Annotated in this window: 17 protein-coding genes and 1 pseudogene; 9 read left to right on the top strand and 9 right to left on the bottom strand. The window is 45.3% G+C overall.

Annotation, left to right across the window (positions count from 1 at the left end; genetic code table 11):
• The first annotated feature begins 110 nt into the window (after positions 1-110).
• From QT973_RS25245 to QT973_RS25255, 3 genes are all read left to right on the top strand, one after another.
• The gene (locus QT973_RS25245; protein ID WP_333057381.1) at positions 111-344 is read left to right on the top strand and encodes a hypothetical protein; all 234 of its coding nucleotides are present in this window, start codon (positions 111-113) and stop codon (positions 342-344) included.
• A gap of 109 nt (positions 345-453) precedes the next feature.
• Positions 454-774, top strand: coding sequence for a hypothetical protein (locus tag QT973_RS25250; protein WP_333057380.1), 321 nt, complete (start codon positions 454-456; stop codon positions 772-774).
• Between the two features lie 29 nt (positions 775-803).
• On the top strand, positions 804-1,145 hold the full coding sequence (locus QT973_RS25255) for an HNH endonuclease (protein WP_333057379.1): 342 nt from the start codon (positions 804-806) through the stop codon (positions 1,143-1,145).
• A 151-nt stretch (positions 1,146-1,296) separates the two neighbouring features.
• Here the strand turns inward: QT973_RS25255 and petL are convergent, their stop codons facing one another.
• Complete coding sequence (gene petL, locus QT973_RS25260) at positions 1,297-1,398, bottom strand: cytochrome b6-f complex subunit PetL (protein WP_006633742.1); 102 nt, start codon at positions 1,396-1,398, stop codon at positions 1,297-1,299.
• Positions 1,399-1,475: 77 nt separating this feature from the next.
• Here petL and aroB point away from each other — a divergent pair, with 77 nt between their 5' ends.
• Complete coding sequence (aroB, locus tag QT973_RS25265) at positions 1,476-2,570, top strand: 3-dehydroquinate synthase (protein WP_333233912.1); 1,095 nt, start codon at positions 1,476-1,478, stop codon at positions 2,568-2,570.
• 96 nt (positions 2,571-2,666) lie between these two features.
• On the opposite strand, the gene QT973_RS25270 is transcribed toward aroB, so the two are convergent.
• Positions 2,667-3,437: a tetratricopeptide repeat protein gene (locus QT973_RS25270; RefSeq protein ID WP_333057377.1), complete on the bottom strand. Its 771-nt coding sequence runs from the start codon at positions 3,435-3,437 to the stop codon at positions 2,667-2,669.
• A 191-nt stretch (positions 3,438-3,628) separates the two neighbouring features.
• On the opposite strand from QT973_RS25270, the gene QT973_RS25275 reads away from it, so the two are divergent.
• The gene (locus QT973_RS25275) at positions 3,629-4,465 is read left to right on the top strand and encodes a stomatin-like protein (protein ID WP_333057376.1); all 837 of its coding nucleotides are present in this window, start codon (positions 3,629-3,631) and stop codon (positions 4,463-4,465) included.
• On the opposite strand, the gene folP is transcribed toward QT973_RS25275, so the two are convergent.
• The 5 genes from folP to QT973_RS25300 form a co-directional block, all read right to left on the bottom strand.
• The gene (gene folP, locus QT973_RS25280) at positions 4,456-5,325 is read right to left on the bottom strand and encodes a dihydropteroate synthase (protein WP_333057406.1); all 870 of its coding nucleotides are present in this window, start codon (positions 5,323-5,325) and stop codon (positions 4,456-4,458) included. The two genes, QT973_RS25275 and folP, sit on opposite strands and share 10 nt — an antisense overlap.
• Positions 5,326-5,461: 136 nt before the next feature.
• Positions 5,462-6,022, bottom strand: a complete 561-nt coding sequence (locus tag QT973_RS25285; RefSeq protein ID WP_333057375.1) for a Uma2 family endonuclease — start codon at positions 6,020-6,022, stop codon at positions 5,462-5,464.
• 129 nt (positions 6,023-6,151) lie between these two features.
• On the bottom strand, positions 6,152-6,877 hold the full coding sequence (gene tpiA / locus QT973_RS25290; protein WP_333057405.1) for a triose-phosphate isomerase: 726 nt from the start codon (positions 6,875-6,877) through the stop codon (positions 6,152-6,154).
• A 75-nt stretch (positions 6,878-6,952) separates the two neighbouring features.
• Positions 6,953-7,138: a PCP reductase family protein gene (locus tag QT973_RS25295; protein WP_006633749.1), complete on the bottom strand. Its 186-nt coding sequence runs from the start codon at positions 7,136-7,138 to the stop codon at positions 6,953-6,955.
• A gap of 99 nt (positions 7,139-7,237) precedes the next feature.
• Entirely contained in the window at positions 7,238-8,191 is a 954-nt protein-coding gene (locus QT973_RS25300; protein WP_333340005.1) for a hypothetical protein, read from the bottom strand.
• Positions 8,192-8,347: 156 nt separating this feature from the next.
• Here QT973_RS25300 and QT973_RS27115 point away from each other — a divergent pair.
• The 4 genes and pseudogenes from QT973_RS27115 to QT973_RS25315 all read left to right on the top strand — a co-directional run.
• Positions 8,348-8,524, top strand: a pseudogene (locus tag QT973_RS27115) (IS701 family transposase); the annotation flags it as partial.
• Positions 8,525-9,040: 516 nt separating this feature from the next.
• Positions 9,041-10,054: a diguanylate cyclase gene (locus QT973_RS25305; protein WP_333057373.1), complete on the top strand. Its 1,014-nt coding sequence runs from the start codon at positions 9,041-9,043 to the stop codon at positions 10,052-10,054.
• A gap of 18 nt (positions 10,055-10,072) precedes the next feature.
• Positions 10,073-10,414 carry a hemerythrin domain-containing protein gene (locus QT973_RS25310; RefSeq protein ID WP_333057372.1) on the top strand — a complete coding sequence of 114 codons (342 nt, stop codon included), beginning with the start codon at positions 10,073-10,075 and terminating at the stop codon, positions 10,412-10,414.
• 352 nt (positions 10,415-10,766) lie between these two features.
• Positions 10,767-16,784 (top strand): response regulator, encoded by a 6,018-nt coding sequence (locus QT973_RS25315; RefSeq protein ID WP_333392468.1) that lies wholly within the window; start codon positions 10,767-10,769, stop codon positions 16,782-16,784.
• 454 nt (positions 16,785-17,238) lie between these two features.
• Here the strand turns inward: QT973_RS25315 and QT973_RS25320 are convergent, their stop codons facing one another.
• Together QT973_RS25320 and psbC are read right to left on the bottom strand one after the other, a co-directional pair.
• Positions 17,239-21,096, bottom strand: a complete 3,858-nt coding sequence (locus QT973_RS25320) for a GAF domain-containing protein (RefSeq protein WP_333211446.1) — start codon at positions 21,094-21,096, stop codon at positions 17,239-17,241.
• Between the two features lie 568 nt (positions 21,097-21,664).
• Positions 21,665-23,044, bottom strand: coding sequence for a photosystem II reaction center protein CP43 (gene psbC, locus QT973_RS25325; RefSeq protein ID WP_333057369.1), 1,380 nt, complete (start codon positions 23,042-23,044; stop codon positions 21,665-21,667).
• Positions 23,045-23,280: the final 236 nt, after the last annotated feature.

The following is a 23,280-nucleotide window of genomic DNA, read 5'->3' on the forward strand; positions in this document are numbered from 1 at the left end:
TCGGCACGACTCTAAATGTACGTCGAGACAGAGTAAGACTACCGGGCGTAGCGTCCGTCAATGAAGCGTAAAGAATCCCCACGCCTTCAGGCTGGGGAGTATGTCAACCTATGATACCAACATCCAAGCCCAAATTAAACACTCATCCCTGGTGTATCGTGCGACAATTGCCAAATATGCAGCGATTGGTGGTTGCTCGGTTCCACCGTCGGGGCGATGCGGAGGGATATATCCAGATTTTACAGCGGTTGTTGCCGACGGCTAAACACGCGATCGTTTTTGATACGACTGGGGCTGAGAAATTGCCACAAGTGCGATCGACTCAATTAGAACGCATCTTGTAATTAATCAGGAGCATCGAATTTTACAACAAGTGCGATCGCTCTTTCCTTAAATTCACTTAACAACGGATAAGCTACAATATTCCAAGAGTATCTGAGAGCTGTTATTCCTATGAATACTCAATTAATGGTAAAACCTTCTTCTTTGATACCCCAAGGCATCAAAATGGTAGAATTTGGGAATATTTACTTATTCAGATTTACCGACGATATCCAATCTCGCATGGAAGAACTGCTAGAGAGAAAAAGACTAGATTTGTTAACTGTCGATGAAATTCCCGAATTAGCTGGCATCATCGAACTATCCCGAATTTTTACCTTGATTAACGCCCAACTTTCCACTCAAGCTAAATGGTGTCCGATCGCACTCGACAATTTATACGACAACGAGCTAAATATCTCTGCGAATACTGCCACTCTCCAGAATATCTAAGCCCAGATCGCTTTACCATAGATCATCTCATGCCCAAATCTCTAGGCGGATCTGATGACAGTGAAAATTTAGCATTAGCTTGCCGTCGCTGCAACGAACGCCACTACAATTTTACCAACGGAATTGACCAGGAAACTCAGCAAGAATGTTTATTATTTAATCCTCGTCAGCAGCAGTGGTCAGAACATTTTATCTGGACAGCAGATGGCCTAAATATTGTCCCTAAAACTCCCATAGGTCGAGCAACTTGCAATCGGCTTGACCTTAATGATGAACGTTATGATGAAGAGGATTCGATTCGGCGATCGCGCAGGTTTTGGGTAGAAGGTGGTTGGCATCCACCTGCTGAAGATGCTCGTCAATTAGAATAAGCACGATCGTTCAATCCAAAAGTTTTATGAAATGAAGCATTTGCGCCGTCAATCTACAGATAAACCTAGAGATTTTTGGCGCAAATACGTTGTCGAACTGATACTTTTGCCAGAGATTAAATCCTCTGGTTGAAACATCTAAATTAGCAAATTAGATGAGTTTGACAGCCCGCAGACCAAACATCAGCACTGTCGCCAAGCCGATCATGCCGCCAAAGATCCCAAAATAAGTTATTGCTCCGCTAAGAGTCATGGCAATTTCTCCAAAACAATCAATAAAAAGACATATAAGAACTATAATCTAAAATCTAATATCTAAATTAGATAAATATGCAATCCATAATTAAAGTTGACTTGGGGCCACAATCTTACAATGTTTGCGTGCGATCGGGCGGTTTAGACGAACTCGGCAGTCTGATGGGCGATTTAAGTTTGGGCAAAAAAGTGCTGCTGGTGTCGAATCAGTCGATTTTTCGGCAGTACGGCGAAAGAGCAACAGCAGCCCTCGAATCAGCCGGTCTGGAAGTCAGTAGCTGCATTTTACCACCGGGAGAACAGTACAAAACTTTAAATTCGGTACAGAAAATTTACGGTGCGGCTTTGGAAAACCGCTTAGAACGTTCCTCGACAATGGTGGCTTTGGGCGGCGGGGTGGTTGGCGATATGACGGGTTTTGCGGCGGCGACTTGGCTGCGGGGAATTAATGTCGTGCAGGTTCCGACTTCGCTGCTGGCGATGGTTGATGCTTCTATCGGCGGCAAAACGGGGGTAAATCATCCTTTAGGGAAGAATTTAATCGGGGCTTTTCACCAGCCACGTTTGGTTTTGATTGACCCGGATGTACTCAAAACTCTGCCGGCGAGGGAGTTTCGGTCGGCGATGGCGGAAGTCATCAAGTACGGGGTGATTTGGGATGCTGAACTTTTCGGGAAGTTGGAGAATTGCAAGCGTTTGGATCAAATGCGCTATGTGAAGGCGGATTTGTTGGCAGAAATTTTGAGCAGGTCTTGCCAAGCTAAGGCTGAGGTGGTCAGCAAAGACGAGAAGGAATCGGGTTTGCGGGCGATTTTGAATTACGGACACACCATCGGTCATGCTGTGGAAAGTTTGACCAATTACAAGGTGATCAATCACGGGGAAGGAGTGGCTATCGGCATGGCTGCGTCAAGCCGGTTGGCTGTGGAGTTGGGAATGTGGGATGCTGAGTACGATCGCCGCCAGTCTGCTTTACTTGAAAAAGCGGGTTTACCTGCCAAATTGCCGGCGGGTGTGGATGTTGAGGAAATTTTGCATACTTTGCAACTGGACAAGAAGGTGCAGGATGGCAAGGTGCGGTTTGTGCTGCCGGTGCGCTTGGGTGAGGCTGCTGTGAGCGATCGGGTGGATGGGGATTTGATTATACAAGTTTTGAAGGAAATGCTTTAGATTCTCGTTTTTGGGGGTGTTTAACCGCCGCTGAACGCTGATTCACGCCGATCGCCCAAGATTTTTTTTCTTTCAATCGGCGATCGGCGGTTGAGTTTAGGATTCGCTGGATCGCGAATTAATTTCCTCCAAGATTTTCTCTACTCTGTTAGCAGCTTGAGTTCTACCTTGCTTGATAAATAACTCCTTAGCTTTTTTGAGGCTGGCTACCGCCTCCGCTTGGTTTTCCTTGTCTCCTTGCTGGTACAAACCGACTCCTAAATTGTTTAAAGCATCGGGATATCGATCGTTAATTTTAACGGCTTGTCTCCACTGAACAATTGCCTCGGGCAACTGCCCCTGACTTGCCATCGCCACGCCTAAATCGTTGTGAGCTTTGGCGTGCTTCGGGTTGACTTCAATTGCTTTTTGGAATAGAACGATCGCCTCGCTCATTTTACCTTGCCCCGACAGCATAGTTCCCAACTTGTAATAAGCATCCGCTTCTTTGGGATAGCGAGCGATTAGTTGTCGGTACAAAGCTTCGGCATTGACAGCGTTTCCTTGACCGTAAAGGTCGTTGGCAGTTCTCAAACCCACGGTGTAGCCTTTACCTACAACTTGGCACTTTTTCTCGGAGTTGCCTTCCTGCTTGCAAATCCTGAGTTCGTCTCCCTTCATCTCGTAGGACATAACTTCCCGAACAGCAGGGCCTCGGCGTGGGGGCTGCAAGTTCTGCGACTGCAAGTTTTGCGAGAGTTGCAGGGCGATTGTCTCAGCCCCGGCCGGTTCGGCCACTGCGACACTCCAGATTCCTGCACCCACCAAAATGCTTGGGGCAATCCACCTCAAAGGTTTTAACCAGGGAAACTCTCGATCGTTTTTCATGTCTTTTGTGGAAACGTGTTGTTGATATCCTGGGTTTCACTAGGGCCGTAAGAGTCGGAGCCGATGGGGCCCACCCGATGAAATAGTTAGTTATTAACAGTCGAGATATTTTAGCACTGCGGGGCCGAGTTTGAGTTAAATTAGAGTAGAATTTCGATCGATTCTCAGTCAACCTTAGCAGGAAAATAGAAATGGGGCAGTCTATTCTTACCATGCTCTTTGCGCTCATCCTCGGCTACGCTGTTAACTCCAGCGTCAAAATAGTCAGCGGTGGCGACGAAGCTTTAGTGGAACGTTTGGGTCAATACAAGCGCACCCTCAAGCCAGGATTCCACTTTATCAGTCCCCTGGTCGAAAAAGTCGTCTGCGTGGACACAACCCGTGAAAGAGTTTTAGATATTAAACCTCAGTCAGCAATCACGGGAGATAATGTGGCTCTAGAAGTCGATGCCGTGGTGTATTGGCGGGTTGTGACTTTAGAGAAAGCTTATTATGGAATAGATCAAATTGAAAATGCGATCGCCAACTTAGTTTTAACCACGTTTCGCGCTGAAATTGGTCGATTGCCAATGCAAGACATCTTGGGTTCCCGAGATGACATGAATAAAAAGTTACTCAAGAAGTTAGACGAAGCTACTCAACCTTGGGGCGTCAAAGTAATTCGCGTAGAAATTCAAAGCATTACACCTCCGAAAAGGGTGCAAGAAGCTATGGAATTGGAGCGCGCCACTAAGAGCGAGTGGCAAGCAATGGTCAATAAGGCGATCGGCACTAAGGAGTATATGAGGCTCTTAGTTGAAGCTTTAGACTCCCATCCCAATAGCAAGCAAGTTTTGAATTACTTAGTAACAGAAAAATACTTGGATGCTCAACAAAAATTGGGCGAAAGCGACAATGCCAAAATTCTGTTTATGGACCCCAGGAGCATGACAGAAGCTTTGGGCGAGCTGATGGGTTCTATGCCCGATGTGATTCATTCTGAGGGCGGGGAAATGAAAGTTATTGATACTCCCACTTCTCAAGACTGATTTCTGAAGATAGCGTCGGCAACCAGACAAACATCGTGCATTTCTCTGACATCGTGAACTCGCAAGATATCTGCCAAATTTGCGATCGCACCTGTACAAGCCGCCGCTGTCCCCCAAACTCTTTGTTTCGCTTCTGGCTGATTCAAAATGTGACCGATGAAGCTTTTTCGCGATACTCCGACTAAAATCGGACAGTTTAAAACACGGAATTTTCGCAACTCTCGCAGAATTTCTAAGTTTTGACTGTAAGTCTTGGCAAAGCCAATACCAGGGTCGAGAATTATTTGAGATTTGTCAATCCCCGCCGCCACTGCTGCAGCAATTCGACTCTCGAAAAATTCCCCAATTTCCCCGATTAAATCCCGATAATCTGTCATTTGTTGCATCGTCTGGGGAGTTCCCCGAATGTGCATCAAAATTATTGGCACTTTTAACTGAGCAACCGTTGACAGCATTTCCGAGTCAAAAGTCGCTCCCGAAATATCATTGATGATATCAGCTCCCGCCTCTACCGCAGCTTTCGCAACCTGCGCTCTGGTAGTATCGACTGAAATAGGAACTGAGGCAAAAATATCGGCTTTTTGTCGCAGTGTTTGTACTACAGGTATAACGCGATCGATCTCATCTCCTAATGATATTTCCACTGCACCGGGCCGAGTAGATTGACCGCCAATATCAATAATATCAACTCCACATTTTACCATGTTTTCCGCTTGCGCCAAAGCAGATTCTATGGTATAGAAATCTCCGCCGTCACTAAAACTGTCAGGGGTTACGTTCAAAACGCCCATTAAATAAGTGCGTTTTCCCCAATCAAAAACTTTATTTCTAATGGTAATTTTTTCTGGGTTATTTGTCATGGCGATCGTGGGATTTGATATCTGACTGAACGCACGGGTAGCCAGAAACCGGGTTTTTTCACGACAATATTTCGTTTCCACCCACAGATTCTGTAAAAAACCCGGTTTCTTTGAGTCTTAATGCGTCCAAGACTGTTCAACCAAAACTCAACCAGCTAAAAACAGTATCAACTGTCAATTCTAATTCAATTTTATCAATTATTGGCAACCGAGCTGCACCTTTGTACAGTTCTACTTTTTGTCCTGGAAATACTGCCAAAATACTCTCTTCTTCTGGATCTAGTAACCACCCCAACTCAGTGCCGTTTCGCGAACAGTGGAGTAAGTTACTCAGCACTTTTGTTTGGCTTTGGTTTGGAGACAGAATTTCTATCGACCAGTCAGGATTAATGTCAAAGCGGTTAGCAATTCTACCCGACGGCAAAAAAGGAATTCTTTCCCATAGGAATACTGCTACATCTGGCACGATTGATGCCTCGCCAAAAGTGCAGCGCAACTCGGGAAAAGCATTGGCAATTTTCCGAGTTTTCGCTACTTGATTGATAGTCTTGCAGAGTTCACCTTGAAGTACGCTGTGTTCACCTTGAGGCATCGGCTTCTGAATGATTTCTCCCTCAAGAAATTCTGAGGCCGGTTCAGTTTCAGGAAGTTTGAGGAACTCGTCTAAGGCGGGTTTGGGTTTAACGATCGCAGTCATAGGTTAATTCTCCCGATCCGAGAAACACTGAACGGCACATCACAATTGTAGGCGATCGCTGTTTAATTCCCGCTGCCTTGTTCCAATTACCAATTAACAATTACCAATTAGCAATTAGCAATTACCTAATTACTGATAATTGACAATTCGAGCAAAACTCGCAGCTTCCAAACTCGCACCGCCTACCAGAACCCCGTCAATCTCAGGCATCGCCATAACTTCATCAATATTCTCCGGTTTAACAGAGCCACCGTACTGAATTGGCACGTCAGGATTAGTCAATTTACTGCGAATCAAACCAATAACTCGGTTAGCTTCCTTCGTTTCGCAAGTATCGCCAGTGCCAATGGCCCAAATCGGTTCGTAAGCAATTACCAATTTCTGCTGGTCAACACCAACCAAATCTTTTGCCAACTGAGAAAAAATGTGAGATTCAGTTTCCCCTGCATCTCGCTGCTGCTTGGTTTCCCCAACGCACAGAATCGGAATTAAATCGTATTTCTGAGCAGCTTTCAGCCGCAAATTCACCGTTTCGTCAGTTTCCCCAAAATATTGGCGCCGTTCGCTGTGGCCGATGATGACATAACGGACACCAAGTTCACTAAGCATTGGCCCGGAAATTTCCCCAGTAAAAGCTCCAGACTCTTGCCAGTGAACGTTCTGAGCACCGAGTCTAATCCGGCTGCCGTGCAAATTTTTCGAGAGGACAGCCAAGGAAGTGAAGGGAACGCAAAGCACGACTTCCCGTTCCTCTGGGGTTTCCGTCAGGCAGGACATGAATCCTTGAAGAAATTCTAGGGATTCAGTCCTAGTTTTGTACATTTTCCAGTTGCCAGCAATAACTATTTTCCGCACGGGTGACTCAGTAGCTCTGTGAACATCAAAATCAGGCAAATTATAGTGTAAAGCTTTAGGGTACATTTCGAGCCCTTATTGCCCAAACTCAATACGAGCTTGCTCAACTAAGTCAACGGTGACGACTTCGGTTTCGGCTTCGCGGGCCAACTGCTCGATGCGGACGCGAGCTTGTCCCCGGACAAAATAGGGAATATTTTTCAGCTTCGCCTTGGCTTCTGGCGTCCATTTTAAATCATCGGAAAATTCGGAATCGGGCATGGCGTTTTGAGCGATCGACTACAAGCCTTCATGGATCTGGCTTTGATGGAAAGCCTGGATGTATTAAATTTACCATAAGTGCGATCGGCCCACACCTTCTCACTCGGCCTTAAATTTGTTGCCTAAAATAGCCGACGCTTCTTGTAAAAGCTGATTCTGCTCTTCTCGAATTGCCTCCAACCTTGTCAAAATATTAGCAAGTCGTTCTTGAGACTCCAAACTGTTTGATGCAACTCCCCTCAATTGTAAACCTGAATTATTTTTGTATTCGGGATTCTGTGAAACTAATGAGTTTACAGCCACTCCACCGACATTACTTACAGATTTAGAGCCGACACTCAAAACCCCTTGCATAAATTTTCCAGGGCTTTGCAGAACAAATAACCATCCTCCAGCAAAAAATCTACTTAAAGCCTGAAAAAGACCCAATATAATGAATACAAATAACAGTATCACTGCTAAAGATATCAGCGGATGACTCACCAACCAGAAGACTACAGGGTGAGAGTCAATCCAATCTTTAACAGTACCATTGATAGCATTTTTGATGGCATCTGAAGCGGCATCGCTCATATTTCCCGCCTTGTTAATGCTATCTTCTAATGAAGCCTTAGCCTTTTCTGTAGCTTGATTTACACTCTCTACAGCTTGGCTAGTGCTTTGATTCAGAGTATTGAGCGCAGAGTTAGTAGTTTGATTAATAGTTTCTTTAGCAGTTGCCGCGGACTGAGAAACAGCATTAACAGCTTTGTTGGTACTTTCACTGACGCGACTAACTGCTTGATTAGCAATTTCCGATATAGAAAGTCTCGCTTTTTCGGTTTTCTCCGCTACATTACCTAAAGCATTGTTCGTAGCTTGATTAACAGTATTAACGGCAGAATTTGTAGTTTGAGTAAGAGCTTCTTTTGCCTGAGACGCAGTTTCGGAGAGAGAATATTTAGCTTGTGCTGTTGATTCAGAAGTAGAATTCACTGCTTTTTCGACTTCCTCAGTCCAAATTTCTTTCGTTTTTTGAAAGCTTTGAGAAAAATCCGGCAGTGCTACTTCCATAGTCAGTGAGCTCCATTAAGTTAATTTACTGTTTCCAGTGATTATAGTATAGCTTCTCTTTTTAATAGTGGGACTTTAGCCCAAAATAGAGTGAGAAATAGAGCTAAGATATATAGAGTCAACTTTTGAGGTTAGTGTCTTTCCTGATGGAATCTGATGAGATCAACACTTGGGACATCCATGATCCCATGCTTTGAAAGATAGTGTCAACGCTTTGACGATGTGTTTCCTACTCAAGCCCAAAGACAGGAGTTTAGACACTATTTGGGGCGATTATTGGGAGAAAGCAGAGAAACAACCTATCCGAGAGCGCGCAAAACGCTATAAATGTTTCTTAACAAAGCTTACGCCTTTTTGCAGTCAGAGCTGCCTGGTGCGAACAAACGCTCAACCAAGGGCGAATCTATACGGGATCGTGTGACCATCAGATGTATTCCCCAAAAATAGCTCGGACGATCGCTCAAAGATGAGGTAAGAATTTGATGCACCTGAAAAAGGCTGAATAAAGTTGATAAATATAGGATATTATCCCACGGGCGATCGCGGGATAACAGGCGATCGTTCGTCAAAGATCGCTCGACTTTGTAAAAAGTGTTTAATGCTCCCAAAAATAATTACATATTTACAAAAATTAGCGCAAGTTACCAGACTTTATATCCCCAAAAAAAGCGATAAATTTTAAGTAGACTGTGGCTGTTGGTTTAACAAACCCGACGCTGCCTAGGATTTTGTTGATGCAGCTTAGCTAGTGTATAATTTATGACATATTGGTCAATTTTTCACTTTCCATCCCAAGCTCAAAATATGCTAGGCTAGAATGTTTCCAAAGCTTGAGATACACCATGACGTATGTATCAATCATTAGAAGAGTCAGCCATTTCAACTAACCCATCTACGGAACAGTCCTCTCTAATTCTGATTGTGGATGACGATGCCTTGATGCGTTTACAACTTCGACTGTATTTACAGAAGGAAAAATACCGAGTGGCCGAAGCTACGGATGGGTTGACAGGGCTAGCAGCTTATGAGGAAGTACATCCAGACTTGATCCTGCTAGATGCAGTGATGCCTACTATGGATGGTTTTGCTTGTTGTCAAAAATTATCTGAAGTGCCTGAGAGCGATCGCCCACCTATTTTGATGATTACTAGCTTAGAAGACAAAGAATCTGTCGATCGAGCGTTTGCAGCGGGAGCTGCTGACTATATCACTAAGCCCATTCACTGGGCTGTTCTGCGACAGAGAGTACGACGGTTGATTCAGCAATTCCATTTGCAACAGCAACAAACCCTACTTTACAAACAGCTAGAAGCCGCCAATCGACAATTAAAATACCTCGCGTCAATTGACGGTTTGACTCAGATTGCCAATCGCCGTCAGTTTGACCAACAGCTAGAGGAGGAGTGGCGACGCATGACGAGGCAGCAAACTCCTTTGTCACTGATTTTGTGTGATATAGATTTGTTCAAGCCTTACAACGATACTTATGGACACCAAGCAGGGGATCTATGTTTAAAGCAAGTTGCGGCAACTCTCAATCGCAGTATTAATCGAGCTGGAGATTTAGTAGCACGTTATGGAGGTGAAGAATTTGTAGTGATTTTATCCGACACCGAGCTTGAGGGAGCCGTCCAAATCGTTAAGCAAATGCAGGATCGCATCCAAGCTTTAGCAATAGTCCATAAGAGTTCTCCGCATCATTGCATTACGCTCAGCTTCGGTATTACCAGTGTAATTCCTACCCAAGAGAGTCGGCCTGAAACTTTAATTGCTGCTGCCGATGCAGCACTTTATCAAGCCAAAGACAAAGGTCGTAATACTTTTTGCACCAAGATTCATACAGTCAATGAATTCACCCGTTAAATCATCAGGGTAAAAACTATGCCTCTCGTCATTTGGAAGGATTGCTTAATAATTGTTATTCCAAAAATTGGCCACCACCATAAACAATTGATTGAGCAACTCAATAGCTTAGTGAATGCCATGTTGGCAAACCGTGGCCAGGAAGAAATAAAAGGTATTGTAGATTTTTTAGACTTGTACATAGCACAAAAATTAGAGTTTGAAGATTTTTTTAGGCAAAGATACAAATGCCCGGTTGCATCTAACAATGCAGCGGCGCATACCAAATTTATTAAAGCACTGAGTGAAGTTAAACAAGAGCTGAAAATCAAAGGATCGAGCCTTTCGTTAGTCATTAAGCTTAATGAACAATTGCTATAGCAATCCTCGCATCATTTGTAAAAATATGTAGGGGTAGTGCTACCCCTACTCCCCGTGCCTACCCCAACCTGCATCGGGGCAACCACGGGGGGTTTGCCCCTACAAGAATTACACGAATCATTTAGGATTGCTATAGATTGGTTCGTGAACCATATTAAAAAAAGTCGATCGAGAACTCAACTCCTACATGAGTAAGCCTTGATTTTAGTCTTAAAGCCTAAATAAGCGGTTCTGCGACCTTCATGGAAACTGTCAGGGAAATAACGAGAGTGCCTCTACGAAGATTTTTTATCAGAATCAGTTCATATTCAGCAAGTAGCAATTCTAGAAGTTTATGGGAGGGTCGATCTGAGTGCGTGATCAAAGATGGTTTGGTGCGATCGCCCTTCTGACTGCTGCCGGTTTTCTGGGCAACCATTGCAATTTGTCTCTTTTCTTTGGGGTTGATTTCCTCTTTGGCAGTATTCCCATACTAATTATTACTTATTACTTCGGCTGGGGCTGGGGAGGCTTGGCTGGTCTAATTGCAGGCAGCTATACTTATATCCTTTGGCATCATCCATACGCCACGATTATTTTGGTGATGGAGACTCTGTTTGTAGGGTTTCTTTGCAAGAAGTGCAAACAGCCAAATATCCTGTTATTCGATGGAATTTACTGGTTCTTAATTGGAATGCCCCTCGTTTGGCTTTTCTACGGTCAAATGATGCAGATGGATGCGAATCAGGCTATCCTCGTTATGTGCAAACAAGCAGTAAACGGCATTTTCAATGCCTTAGTTGCCAGTTTAATCATTTCCTATGCGCCGATTTATCGGTGGATTAGTGCTTCAAAATATATCGCCCTTTCTTTACAACAAACAATTTTTCATTTGTTGGTAGCTTTTGTATTTATTCCAGGAGTGATACTATTAGTTTTTGATGGTAGGTACTTTGTTAGTCAAATCCAAACCACGGTGCAAACGGAGTTACAAACCAACGCAAAAACTATCACTAGCGCCATATCTAGATGGCATCAGCGACATCTCTTAGCTTTGAATACATTAGCTGAAGAATCGCTCATACCTGAAGCCACCACTGCTGCTAATACAGGGATTCAATCATCCGAACAGCTACAACAACAAATTAGCCTGATCGAGCAGTTGTTGCCAGATTTCGACAAAATTTATGCTACCGATGAATCGGGAACAATTTTAGCGGCTTCTTCTCCTTTTAATCCAACCCGTCGGCGGTTGCTCGAAGAAAGCAGAGAACATAAATATCTGATTACCCTGGCTCAAGAGCGATCGAGACCTTGGATGACTTCTATCCACAAAGATTTATTAATGGATGAACCTCATGTAGGATTAAATGTTCCCCTGCAAGTTCAAGGTCGTTTTATTGGAGTTATCCACGGTTCATTAGGATTGAGCAAGATAAAATCTCTCTACATTTTCCAGAGAAACAATCAGAAAGTTCGCATTACATTGCTAGATCAAAACAACAAAGTCATTGCGAGTAATCAATCCGACCAAAAGCTTTGGACCAGTCTTGAGGAGTCAAAGAACGGCAGCACTCGCACCTTAGAGGGAACCTTGCAGCAGTGGCTTCCTAGCAATGGCAACAATCCGATGATCCGTTGGAAAAACTCTCTGTATATAGAGGAATTTACAATTAGCTCCGAGCTGGACTGGAGAGTACGCTTAGAAATTCCAGCCGCTCCCTATGTCAAAAAATTACAAAATCGTTACAAGGCTGACTTTAGCATTCTACTCGTCATCACAATGTTGGCATTTTTGTTTGCCACGCTGGTAAGCGAACGACTGGTAAAGCCATTATCCTATTTAGCTATTGCGACAACTGACTTACCCAACAAGCTTTCAGAAGAAACATTTGAATGGAAACATAGCTCTGTTACAGAAATCAATGAGCTTGCTAGAAATTTTCAATTGATGGGAATCGTGCTTAATCAAAAATTTAGGGAGATTAAACACGCCAACGCTACATTAGAACAGCGGGTTCAAGAACGAACACAAACATTATCCAAAATCAATCTCTCCCTGAAAGCTGAAATTAAGAGACGTAAACAAGCCGAAGCTGAACTAAGAACAAGAGAGGCGGCGATACGAGCTTTATATGAAGTCACTGCTACCCAAAATCTCAATTTTGAGCAGCGCATCCAAGCGTTGATTGAGATGGGATGTCAGAATTTTGGGCTAGAAAGTGGCATCTTGGCTCGTGTGCAAGATAATACTTATGAGGTGATGGTGGCGCGATCGCCCGATCGAGTCCTGAAACCAGGTGATGTCTTTGATATTAAGGAAACTTTGTGCTGTGAAGCTTTAGACACAAATGAACCCCTAAACATCGAACATATAGGAATCTCCAAATGGCATTACCATCCTGCCTATCTTGCCCTTGGCATAGAAGCTTATATTGGAACACGAGTGTTAGTTGCAGGCAAAGTCTACAGTACCCTCAGCTTTTCTAGTAAATCTCCCCGTGCAGACAGCTTTAAATCTGCCCATGTGGAATTATTGAAGCTGATGGCTCAATGGATTGGTAGTGAAATTGAACGGCATCAGGCAGAAGTCGCTCTGCAAGCGAGTGAAGAGCGGTGGGAACTCGCCCTACGCGGTAGTAATGATGGGGTATGGGATTGGAACGTCAACACCAATGAAGTATTCTTCTCGGCTCGCTGGAAAGAGATGTTGGGCTACGAGGATCATGAAATTCCCAATCAATTAGAGGAATGGAGCAAGCGAGTTCATCCCGACGATATCGGATGGGTGATGCAAGCAATTCAAGATCACTTTCAGCGCCAAACTCCCTTTTATATTACAGAACATCGAGTGCTTTGCAAGGATGGGAGCTACAAATGGATTTTGGCTCGAGGGCAAGCGCTTTCGGATGAAGCGGGCAGAGTTGTCCGCATGACTGGTTCTCAAAGCGATATTACGAACCGCAAACAGTTAGAGCAGGAAATTCAAGCCAGAGAGCAATTATTGAATGCTTTCTTTAAAGGAGCTTCCCTAGCAGGGGTGGGGCTGTGTATCCACGATCGGCAGTTTCGATTTTTACAAATCAATGAGGCACTAGCTGAAATTAATGGCCTCTCTGTGGAGGCTCACTTAGGTAAGACAACCGATGAGATATTGGGGCAATTTGCTCCTGGTGTAAATGCACTGTTACAACAGGTTTTAACGACAGGAAAACCTTCCATAAACTTGGAAATTAGCACAGAAGTAACCAGTCGAACAGGTGCCCAGCGCTACTGGCTCGTTTCTCAGTTTCCCATTTTCAAGGATGCAGAGCATCCTATAGCAGTGGGTTGCATTCTAATTGAAATTAGCGATCGCAAACGAGCCGAAGCGGAACTGCAACAAATGAGTGCGGCGCTAGAAAATGCCGTGGCAGGGATTTCTCGGCTGAACCCTCAAGGACGCTATATCTCTGTCAATGTGACTTATGCTGCCATCTGTGGATATCAGCCCGAGGAAATGCTAGGGATGGAGTGGCAAAGAACCGTTCATCCTGAAGATGTTGAGAAGATGGGGGCTGCTTATGAGCAAATGTTGAGAGAGGGCAGAGTCGAAGCCGAAGCTAGGGGAATGCGAAAAAATGGCTCTAGCTTCTATAAACAAGTGGTGATGGTCTCTGCTTATGACGAGCAAAATGTGTTTGTTGGACATCATTGCTTCATGAAGGATATTAGCGATCGCAAGCAGGCAGAAGAAGCACTACAACGACAGTTGCAAAAAGCCCTACTGCTGAAGCAAATTACCCAAGAAATTCGTCAAAGCCTTAATGCTGAGCAGATATTTGCAACGGCTGCTATTCAGATTGGGCAAACTTTTGGGGTGAGTCGCTGTTTAATTAGCACATACCAGGACAATCCACTGCCTCAGTTTCCTGTCGTTGCAGAGTATCTAGCAGTGGGATGTGCCCCCAGCGGGGAGCATGACATTCTGGTGGCCAGTCCTGCTTATACAAAACGGTTGATGGCTCAAGATGAAGCGATCGCCTCCCCGGATGTCTACTGCGAATCATTGCTCACCTGTGCTCATTCAATTTGTACCAGTCTCAAATTGAGATCGACATTAGCAGTGCGAACCTCTTACCAAGGAGAACCGAATGGTGCCATTTGTTTGCACCAGTGCGATCGCTACCGTCATTGGACTACCGATCAAATCGAGTTGCTAGAATCAGTGGCGGCTCAAGTAGGAATTGCCCTAGCTCAAGCCCAATTACTAGAGCAAGAAACTCGACAACGAGAAGAATTAACTCTGAAAAACTTTGCCCTGGAGCAAACTAGACGGGAAGCAGAAGCTGCGAACCGAGCCAAAAGTGAGTTTCTGGCGATGATGAGCCATGAAATTCGCACTCCCATGAATGCGGTTATTGGTATGACGGGACTACTGCTGGATACAGAACTCAAGGCTCAACAGCGAGACTTTATCGAGACGATTCGCAATAGTGGGGATACCCTCCTGAGTATCATCAACGACATCCTGGACTTCTCCAAAATTGAGTCGGGCAAACTGGAGCTAGAAAAGCATCCCTTGAGCTTGAGAGATTGCATAGAAGGTGCGATCGACCAACTTGCAGTTAAAGCAGATGAGAAGGATATTGAGTTGGGCTACTTCATCCAGCCCCAGACTCCTAAGTTGATTTTGGGTGATGTCACCCGTCTGCGTCAGATTCTAGTTAACTTGCTCAACAATGCGATTAAGTTTACTGAAACTGGGGAAGTTACCATTTCCGTAGAAGCCTCTCTAGTTGATTCTGACAAAACAATTTCTGAGCCAGGGAACTTGTCAGAAAGCTTGTATGAAATCCAGTTTGCCATTCAAGATACAGGCATTGGTATTCCAGCCAATCGGCTCGATCGACTGTTCAAGTCTTTTAGTCAAGTAGATGCTTCGACGACTCGGCAGTATGGAGGGACTGGTTTAGGTTTGGCGATTAGTAAGCGACTTAGTGAAACTATGAACGGCACGATCTGGGTTGAAAGCCGAGGCAACATCGGAGGAACCCCTTCACAAAAATGGCAAGCCACTAACCTTAATCGAGTCACAATGGGTTCTACGTTCTACTTCACGATTGTGGCATCCTCTGTGGCTACTGAGTTAGCGGAACCGATGGAAATGGTACCAGAACTATCTGGCAAGCGTTTATTAATCGTGGATGACCAGCCCACTAACCGACAAATTCTGACGTTGCAAGCAGAGACTTGGGGGATGCAGAGTCTAGCTGCCCAATCGGCTGTCGAAGCGCTCAACTGGCTTGAGAGTGGAGAAACCTTTGATGTGGCTATTTTAGATATGCAAATGCCACAAATCGACGGTCTCACACTCGCCTCAGCCATCCACCAGCATCCTAAGTGCCACCGTTTACCCCTAGTGTTGCTGACTTCAATGGGCTACCCAGAAGCGAGTTCTTCAGCGCTTTCCACCCACTTTGCCGCTTTTTTAAGCAAACCTATCAAACAATCCCAGCTCTATCAAATACTGATCCATGTGCTACAAGCTCAACCGAAAAAAGTTCAACAACAACTTCCTATATCTGTTCAGGATGATATGAAACTGGCCCAGAGACTCCCACTGCGAATTCTTTTAGCAGAAGATCATCTGGTAAATCAGAAGGTGGCACTGCTGCTGTTAGAGCGTTTGGGATACCGGGCCGATGTTGCGGCCAATGGATTGGAAGTTTTGGAAGCCCTGAATCGCCAGCCTTATGATGTCGTGCTGATGGATGTACAAATGCCAGAGATGGATGGACTAGAAGCCACCCGTCGTATTTGCCAGGAGTGGCCGGCTCATACTCGTCCCAGGATTATTGCCATGACGGCGAATGCCATGCAGGGCGATCGCCAGGTTTGTCTTGATGCTGGCATGAATGACTATATCAGTAAACCAATTCGAGTAGAGGTTCTTCACCAAGCGCTGAGTCAGTGTCCACCCAGCCCGGAACCGCAGCAGGAGGCCCAAAAGGAGGAATCAGATAGCAACAAGCCAGAAATTGAGATGCCAGCGGTTAACCTCACAGAACTGCAAGCCTTCTGTAGCAGCATCGATCAAGATTCAAGCCAGATTTTGAGCTTGCTGGCGAATTGCTACTTTGAGGAATCTCTAAAGTTGCTACAAGCTATGAAATTAGCGATCGCTCAAGCGGATACTCAAACCCTAAAGCGAGTGGCTCATACCCTCAAAGGCAGTAGTGCAAATCTAAGCGCAGCTCCTCTCGCCGAGCTTTGTAGCAGGTTAGAAGTTATGAGTACCTCTGGTGAACTAGATCGAGCCTCAACCCTATTGGCTGAAATCGAGGATGAGTACGATCGTGTCAAGAATACTCTCCAACAAGAACTACAAAAGAGGGAAACTAATCTATGAAAGTCAATTAAATAGGCATCTTTTTGTACCAGGACTTAGGCAACTGTCATCCGCGATGCCGCAACCGGGCTATGCGATCGCATACGCACGATCGAGCCTGATTCCAAATCTTTTAGCATCGGAATTATTCATATCATTTTTGGTAACACTCATACATGATGTTGACTGTTGACGGTTGACAGTCAACGCCGTTAACAGTCAACGCCGTGAACAGTGAACTCGAATTTACTATTTCAATGCTAACGGATTGGATATCATATATCTCTTCTCTGCATCTGCGTGAATCAGCGTGCATCCCTTGTCCGGGGCGGTTCATAAATTCTCTTTTTTTTACCGCAGATGAGGGCAGATAAACACAGATGCACCCAGATGAATTATATCAATTCCGGCTGCACCCTGCGTGATTGTTGAGTGTTGACTGTTTGCTGGATTTTACAACAATAATGACTAATGACTAATGACTAATGACTAATGACTGCTGTCGAAGCGGAATCTCGATCGCAAACTCAGTACCTTTCCCCAATTCCGAATTGCATTTTAAAACACCGCCGTGTTTCTCTACCACAATTTGGTAACTAATTGACAGTCCCAATCCAGTACCTTTTCCCACTGCCTTAGTCGTGAAAAAAGGGTCAAATATGCGTTGTCTCATAGATTCCGAAATTCCCGTACCGTTATCAGAAATCCGAATCAGCGCGCTAGGAATAGTACCATTAAGTTGACCGACAGCAGTCGAGATTTTAATTTGAGGAGCTACAGATTGACCAGCGCGCAACTTGTGCGATTCCAAAGCATCGATCGCATTCCCAATTACATTCATGAATACCTGATTCAACTGTCCCGCATAACACTCAACTCGAGGCAAAATGCCGTATTCTTTCACTAGCACAATGTTTGAACTGTCCGCATTAGATTTCAGCCTGTGCTGTAAAATTAACAGCGTGCTGTCAATGCCCTCGTGAATATCAACCGCCTTCATTTGACTTTCGTCAAGACGAGAGAAATTCCTTAAAGACAGAACTATTTGACGGATGCGATCGGCTCCCACCTTCATTGACAATAGCAATTTTGGCAAATCTTCTAGCAGAAATTCCAAGTCAATATCTTCACTCAATTTGTCTATTTCAGGACTATAATCTGGATATTGCTGCTGGTAAAGTTCCAGCAAGCTCAGTAAGCTAGCAGTATATTCACTAGCGTGATTGAGATTGCCGTAAATAAAATTAACCGGATTGTTAATTTCGTGAGCAATCCCGGCTACCAGTTGCCCCAAACCAGACATTTTTTCAGTTTGAATCAATTGAGCTTGAGTCTGCTGCAAATCCTTTAAACTTTGAGCGATTTGTTCTGCTTGGCGTCGGGTTTGAGCGAGCAAATCGGCTTGTTGGATAGCTACGCCTAACTGATTGGCAATCTGAGCTAAAAAGTTAACTTCTGAACTTTCCCAACAGCGGGGCCCAGAATGTTGATAGGCTGTCAATAAACCCCAAAGTTCTTGTCCTACAAAAATCGGCGCGATCGCATAAGCCTTCACCTGAAATTGCTCTAAAATACGGACATTACACTCGGAGTGACAAGCTTGATAGATATCGTCAACGGCTATAGTTTCATTATTCAGATACTTGCCGCCTTGGTTTGACTGCAAATAAGTATCTTGCCAAGCCGTATTGATACCTTCCCCTACCCATTTCATCCAGCCATTTTTTACAAACTCGGCAATATATTGACCGCTAAAATCAGGATTTAAGCGATAAACCGCTATTCTATCGACTTGCATAAACTGACAAACTTCTTGAGTAGCAGTCTTAAAAATCGCGTTGATATCGAGAGATTCTCGAATCTTAGCCACCACTTCAAACAGTATCCGCTGTTGCTCGGATGCCCACTGCAAATCAACTGATTGCTGCCGCGTTTTAGCCAACAAATCTGCTTGTTCTAATCCTACACTCAACTGAATTCCAACTTGCGTAGCAAACTGAATTTCCGAAGTGTTCCAATGGCGCAAACCGCTGCACTGGTGCACGCACAGCAAACCCCAAAGTTCGCTGCCATTCATCAGCGGCATAATCACCTGAGCTCTAATTTGAAATTGAGCTAAAAGAGCAACATGGCAGTCTGAAAGTCCAGAATTTTCGATATCTTGTAGCACTTGTATCTGTCCCTGACTATATTTTTTGGCATATTTTTCGCTAAAAAAATGATCGCGAACTTTTACATTCATTGCCGAAGAAAAACCAGGCAAAACATCTTCGGTAATAAATTCGCCTTCATTAAAATTTAAACTAGGATCGAAGCGATAAATGCCAACTCTATCGGCCTTTAATACCCGTCGCAATTCTGTAGTTGTAGTACGAAAAATTGTATTTAAATCGAGAGATTGTCGAATCTTAGCAACTACCTCAAACAGTATTCGCTCCTGCTCTGCTACCCGCTGCAATTCAACTGCTTGCTGCTGAGTTTGAGCGAGCAAATCTGCTTGTTCTATGGCGATACTGAGCTGAGCGGCAATTTGGGTAGCAAACTTAATTTCGGAAGATTCCCAGTTGCGGGGAGCCGAACATTGGTGTACGCACAGCAACCCCCAAAGGTCGTTGCCTTTCATAATCGGTGCAACTAAAGTAGCTTTGATCTGAAATTGCTCCAAGACTTTGTGAAAGCAATCTTGCAGTCCGGCCTGTCTGATGTCAGACATGGCGTGAACTCGCCCCTGAGAATAGAGATTGGCGTAGTTTTCTCCAAAGCAGCGATCGTCCACTTTGACTGCCATTGCTGACACAAAATTTGGCAAAACATCTTCGGCAACGAATTCGCCGTCCTTAAATTCTGATGCGGAATCGAAGCGGTAAACTGCCACTCGATCGGCATTTAAAGCCCGTCGCACTTCCTGGGACATCGTGCTAAAAATCTTGTTCAAGTCGAGGGATTTCCGCATTTTAGCCACCACTTCAAACAGCACTTGCTGCTGTTGGGTCAACTGCTGTAGTTGAGCGGTGCGCTTTTGAACTTGATTTTCTAAGTTTGTGTTAAGTTCCTCTATTTGTTGATCGAGTTGGTAGTGGTTAATAGCATTAGAAAAGTGCGTGCCCAAAATTTGGAGCAATTCAATTTCTTCACCCTTCCATTCGCGAATTTGGGCAGTTTTTGATTCTTTCCACGCTTCAAAAGATATCCGAGATTGGGCGAGCCGCGCGTCGCTATCAAACTGTCTAGCCCAGAGAGTTTCGGTGTCAAATTCTTCTCGAAAAATGGTCAAGTAACCGAATATTTGCTGGCGGGCTCTGAGCGGTACGATTAAAATGCTGCGAATTTTGGTCGATCGAAATGCAGGTTGCAGGCTTCTCAAACTGCTAATTTGGTACAAGTCGGGAATTGCCCAAACCTGTTGCTGGCCGGATTTAAAATATTCGTGCCAGACGCTGTATTGCTCAACCTGCGGGTATTTTGCCGAAATTGGCATCTTCGGCCCTGAGCCGCAAGTGTAGACTGTGAGTTCGCCAGTGGAGTTATCCGAATAGGGAACTAGATTCGTAACCGGGCTGCTGTCGGAAACGAATGGTGTGGCGAAAATGCACAGCCTGCCGCCGGCTGCATCTAGTGCTGCTACCGATTCTGCCAAAGCTGTTTGGAGTTCAATCGCTGGCTGGGAGTTAAGGGCTGCGGCGACGCGGTTGACGGCAGCTTCCCGTTGAGCTTTCGCCATCGCTCGGGCCAGGAGGGTTGATTGGGTTATGGCGACGCCAAGCTGATCTGCTACCATCTGAACGCCTTGGAGTTCGTTTTCTGCCACACTCCGGGACTCGGAGTGGTGAGATACCAACAACCCCCAGAATTCTTCGCCGTGAAAAATTGGTACTACCAAGCAAGCCTTGACGCCCAGTGCAGTCAAGTATTCAGCGTGGCAGGGGTCAACCGCACGAAAGTACATTTCGTCGGGCAGTAGTTGGCCGGAAACCGCCTCGCGGCGCGGACTTTGGCCTAGCTGCCCGGAATCTATATCGACGATCGATCGCACCTGTAGTTGGGCGAACAGTTCGCGGGCGTGAGGGGGAATATCGTCTGCTGGAAAATGCAAACCCAATAGGGAGGGCAAGCGGTTGCCGTTAATTGATTCGGCAATCACTTCACCGCTACCGTCGCTATGAAATTTGTAGATTTTTACTCTGTCTGTTCCCAAGAAGGATTGAACTTCCGCTGCTGTTGCGCTCAGAATTTCGGGTAGTTCTAGAGAGTGGCGAATGCGGTTGGCGATGCGTTCGAGCAAATTTGCTCGATCGAACCTCACCTTGACATTTTCGATCTTTAATGAGTCCATTATTAATTTTTTGCTTTCCTAGCAATAATAGTAAGCGGCCCAAAAGTTTTGTGCCTGTTAAAAAATTCGGCAAGCACAGCCATTTAATAAAATATAAATATCCTGATGGCGATCCTCGATTAGTTTTGCACCTGTAGCGATCTGCCTTAAAATTGCAACTTTCCATTGCAACTTTCCATTGTGTGGGATTAAAACTTTTGTACTCTAAATATAAACTTTGTAGAGCCTGCCTTGCAAGTCTCATACCCTAAATGATTACATTTGTCAAGTTTCAAGACTTGCAGAGTCATTCACCGCCACCGATGAAGGTCGCACCGAAGTATCTCAGTCCTGGAGGAAAAAGCTGGCTGAGGAACGAGCTTACGGAAAGAAACAGCATGGAATTCAAAAGGTTAACTCAGAAATCGGGTTTCTACGTCTAGGATTGTATCTGCAGCTAGCGGGTTCGGAGAACAGTCGATCGACAATCCGCAGCTTTTTGAGATATTTTTAGATCAAAAAAAAGCTCCTGCCGTTAAGCAGGAGCCTTTTTCAACTAGACAATCAAATCAGAAATAAATTCGATCGATTAGTCTAAGTCTGGCATAGCCAGCACTGGTTCATTTTCGCGATCGATACCCTTCTCAAAGCCAGCGACAGCCGCGCGAGCGCGACCAGCGTGCCACAAGTGGCCGACCAAGAAGAAGAAACCCATCACAAAGTGGAAACAGGCCAGCCAAGAACGAGGAGAAGTGAAGTTAAACGAGTTAACTTCAGTCGCCACACCGCCCACAGAGTTCAAAGAACCCAAAGGAGCGTGAGTCATGTACTCAGCAGCGCGGCGAGCTTGCCAAGGCTGAATGTCATTCTTGATTTTGTTCAAGTCCAAACCGTTAGTACCGCGCAAGGGTTCCAACCAAGGGCCTTGGAAATCCCAGAAACGCATCGTTTCACCGCCGAAAATGATTTCGCCAGTAGGAGAGCGCATCAGGTATTTACCCAGACCGGTGGGGCCTTGTGCAGAACCGACGTTAGCACCCAAGCGTTGGTCGCGGATCAGGAAGGTCAAAGCTTGCGCTTGAGAAGCTTCCGGGCCCGTCGGGCCGTAGAATTCGCTGGGGTAAGCAGTGTTGTTGAACCAGACAAAGCAGCAAGCGATGAAGCCCATCAGGGACAAAGCACCCAAGCTGTAAGACAGGTAAGCTTCGCCAGACCAGATTAAGGCACGGCGAGCCCAGCCGAAAGGCTTGGTCAAAATGTGCCAAACACCGCCAGCGATACAAATCAGGCCCAGCCAGATGTGACCGCCGATGATGTCTTCCATGTTGTTGACGCTGACAATCCAGCCTTCGCCACCAAAAGGAGAGCGAACCAAGTAGCCAAAAATCACAGCCGGGTTCAGAGTGGGGTTCGTGATAATACGCACGTCCCCGCCGCCTGGAGCCCAAGTGTCATAGACACCGCCGAAGAACATGGCCTTAGCAACCAGCAGCAAGCAACCGCCACCCAACAAAATTAGGTGATAGCCGATGATGTTGGTCATCTGGTTCTTATCTTTCCAGTCGTAGCCGAAGAACGAAGAGTATTCTTCGAGAACTTCCGGGCCGCGAACGGCGTGATAAATGCCGCCCAAACCGAGAACAGCAGATGAAATCAAGTGAAGAACGCCGACTACGAAGAACGGGAAGATATCAGTGACTTCACCGCCGGGGCCTACGCCCCAACCCAAAGTAGCGACGTGGGGCATCAAAATTAAGCCCTGTTCGTACATGGGCTTTTCTGGGATAAAGTGAGCGACTTCAAACAAAGTCATTGCACCGGCCCAGAACACGATCAAGCCAGCGTGAGCGACGTGGGCGCCCAGCAGTTTGCCGGAGAGATTGATCAAACGAGCGTTGCCAGACCACCAAGCGAACCCGGAGGATTCTTGGTCGCGACCGCTTGCGTAGGAATTAGAGAGCGTTACCACCCGGTAGAACCTCCAACGATTTTAGATTTTGGATTTTGGGTTTTTTGTTCCCTAGTAGGGCACGGGAGTACCGCGCCTGCGCCAGGGAGTAGGGATTTGGATTTCAGATTAATTTAAAAAAACTAAATGAATATGAAATCCAAATCCTGATTTTTTTAAAGTGCGTTACCGCGAGGCAGAACTTCTTCAGGGAAGATGAAGTTTTCGTGGGGTTGGTCAGTCGGAGCCATCCAAGC

It is taken from the genome of Microcoleus sp. Z1_A1 (assembly GCF_036700305.1).
Classification (GTDB): domain Bacteria; phylum Cyanobacteriota; class Cyanobacteriia; order Cyanobacteriales; family Microcoleaceae; genus Microcoleus.

Excerpts from the sequence above, each read along its gene's own strand:
- QT973_RS25245 (WP_333057381.1), top strand. The coding sequence starts at position 111 with ATGATACCAACATCCAAGCCCAAATTAAACACTCATCCCTGGTGTATC.
- QT973_RS25250 (WP_333057380.1), top strand. The coding sequence starts at position 454 with ATGAATACTCAATTAATGGTAAAACCTTCTTCTTTGATACCCCAAGGC.
- QT973_RS25255 (WP_333057379.1), top strand. The coding sequence starts at position 804 with ATGCCCAAATCTCTAGGCGGATCTGATGACAGTGAAAATTTAGCATTA.
- petL (WP_006633742.1), bottom strand. The coding sequence starts at position 1,398 with ATGACTCTTAGCGGAGCAATAACTTATTTTGGGATCTTTGGCGGCATG.
- aroB (WP_333233912.1), top strand. The coding sequence starts at position 1,476 with ATGCAATCCATAATTAAAGTTGACTTGGGGCCACAATCTTACAATGTT.
- QT973_RS25270 (WP_333057377.1), bottom strand. The coding sequence starts at position 3,437 with ATGAAAAACGATCGAGAGTTTCCCTGGTTAAAACCTTTGAGGTGGATT.
- QT973_RS25275 (WP_333057376.1), top strand. The coding sequence starts at position 3,629 with ATGGGGCAGTCTATTCTTACCATGCTCTTTGCGCTCATCCTCGGCTAC.
- folP (WP_333057406.1), bottom strand. The coding sequence starts at position 5,325 with ATGACAAATAACCCAGAAAAAATTACCATTAGAAATAAAGTTTTTGAT.
- QT973_RS25285 (WP_333057375.1), bottom strand. The coding sequence starts at position 6,022 with ATGACTGCGATCGTTAAACCCAAACCCGCCTTAGACGAGTTCCTCAAA.
- QT973_RS25295 (WP_006633749.1), bottom strand. The coding sequence starts at position 7,138 with ATGCCCGATTCCGAATTTTCCGATGATTTAAAATGGACGCCAGAAGCC.
- QT973_RS25300 (WP_333340005.1), bottom strand. The coding sequence starts at position 8,191 with ATGGAAGTAGCACTGCCGGATTTTTCTCAAAGCTTTCAAAAAACGAAA.
- QT973_RS25305 (WP_333057373.1), top strand. The coding sequence starts at position 9,041 with ATGTATCAATCATTAGAAGAGTCAGCCATTTCAACTAACCCATCTACG.
- QT973_RS25310 (WP_333057372.1), top strand. The coding sequence starts at position 10,073 with ATGCCTCTCGTCATTTGGAAGGATTGCTTAATAATTGTTATTCCAAAA.
- QT973_RS25320 (WP_333211446.1), bottom strand. The coding sequence starts at position 21,096 with ATGGACTCATTAAAGATCGAAAATGTCAAGGTGAGGTTCGATCGAGCA.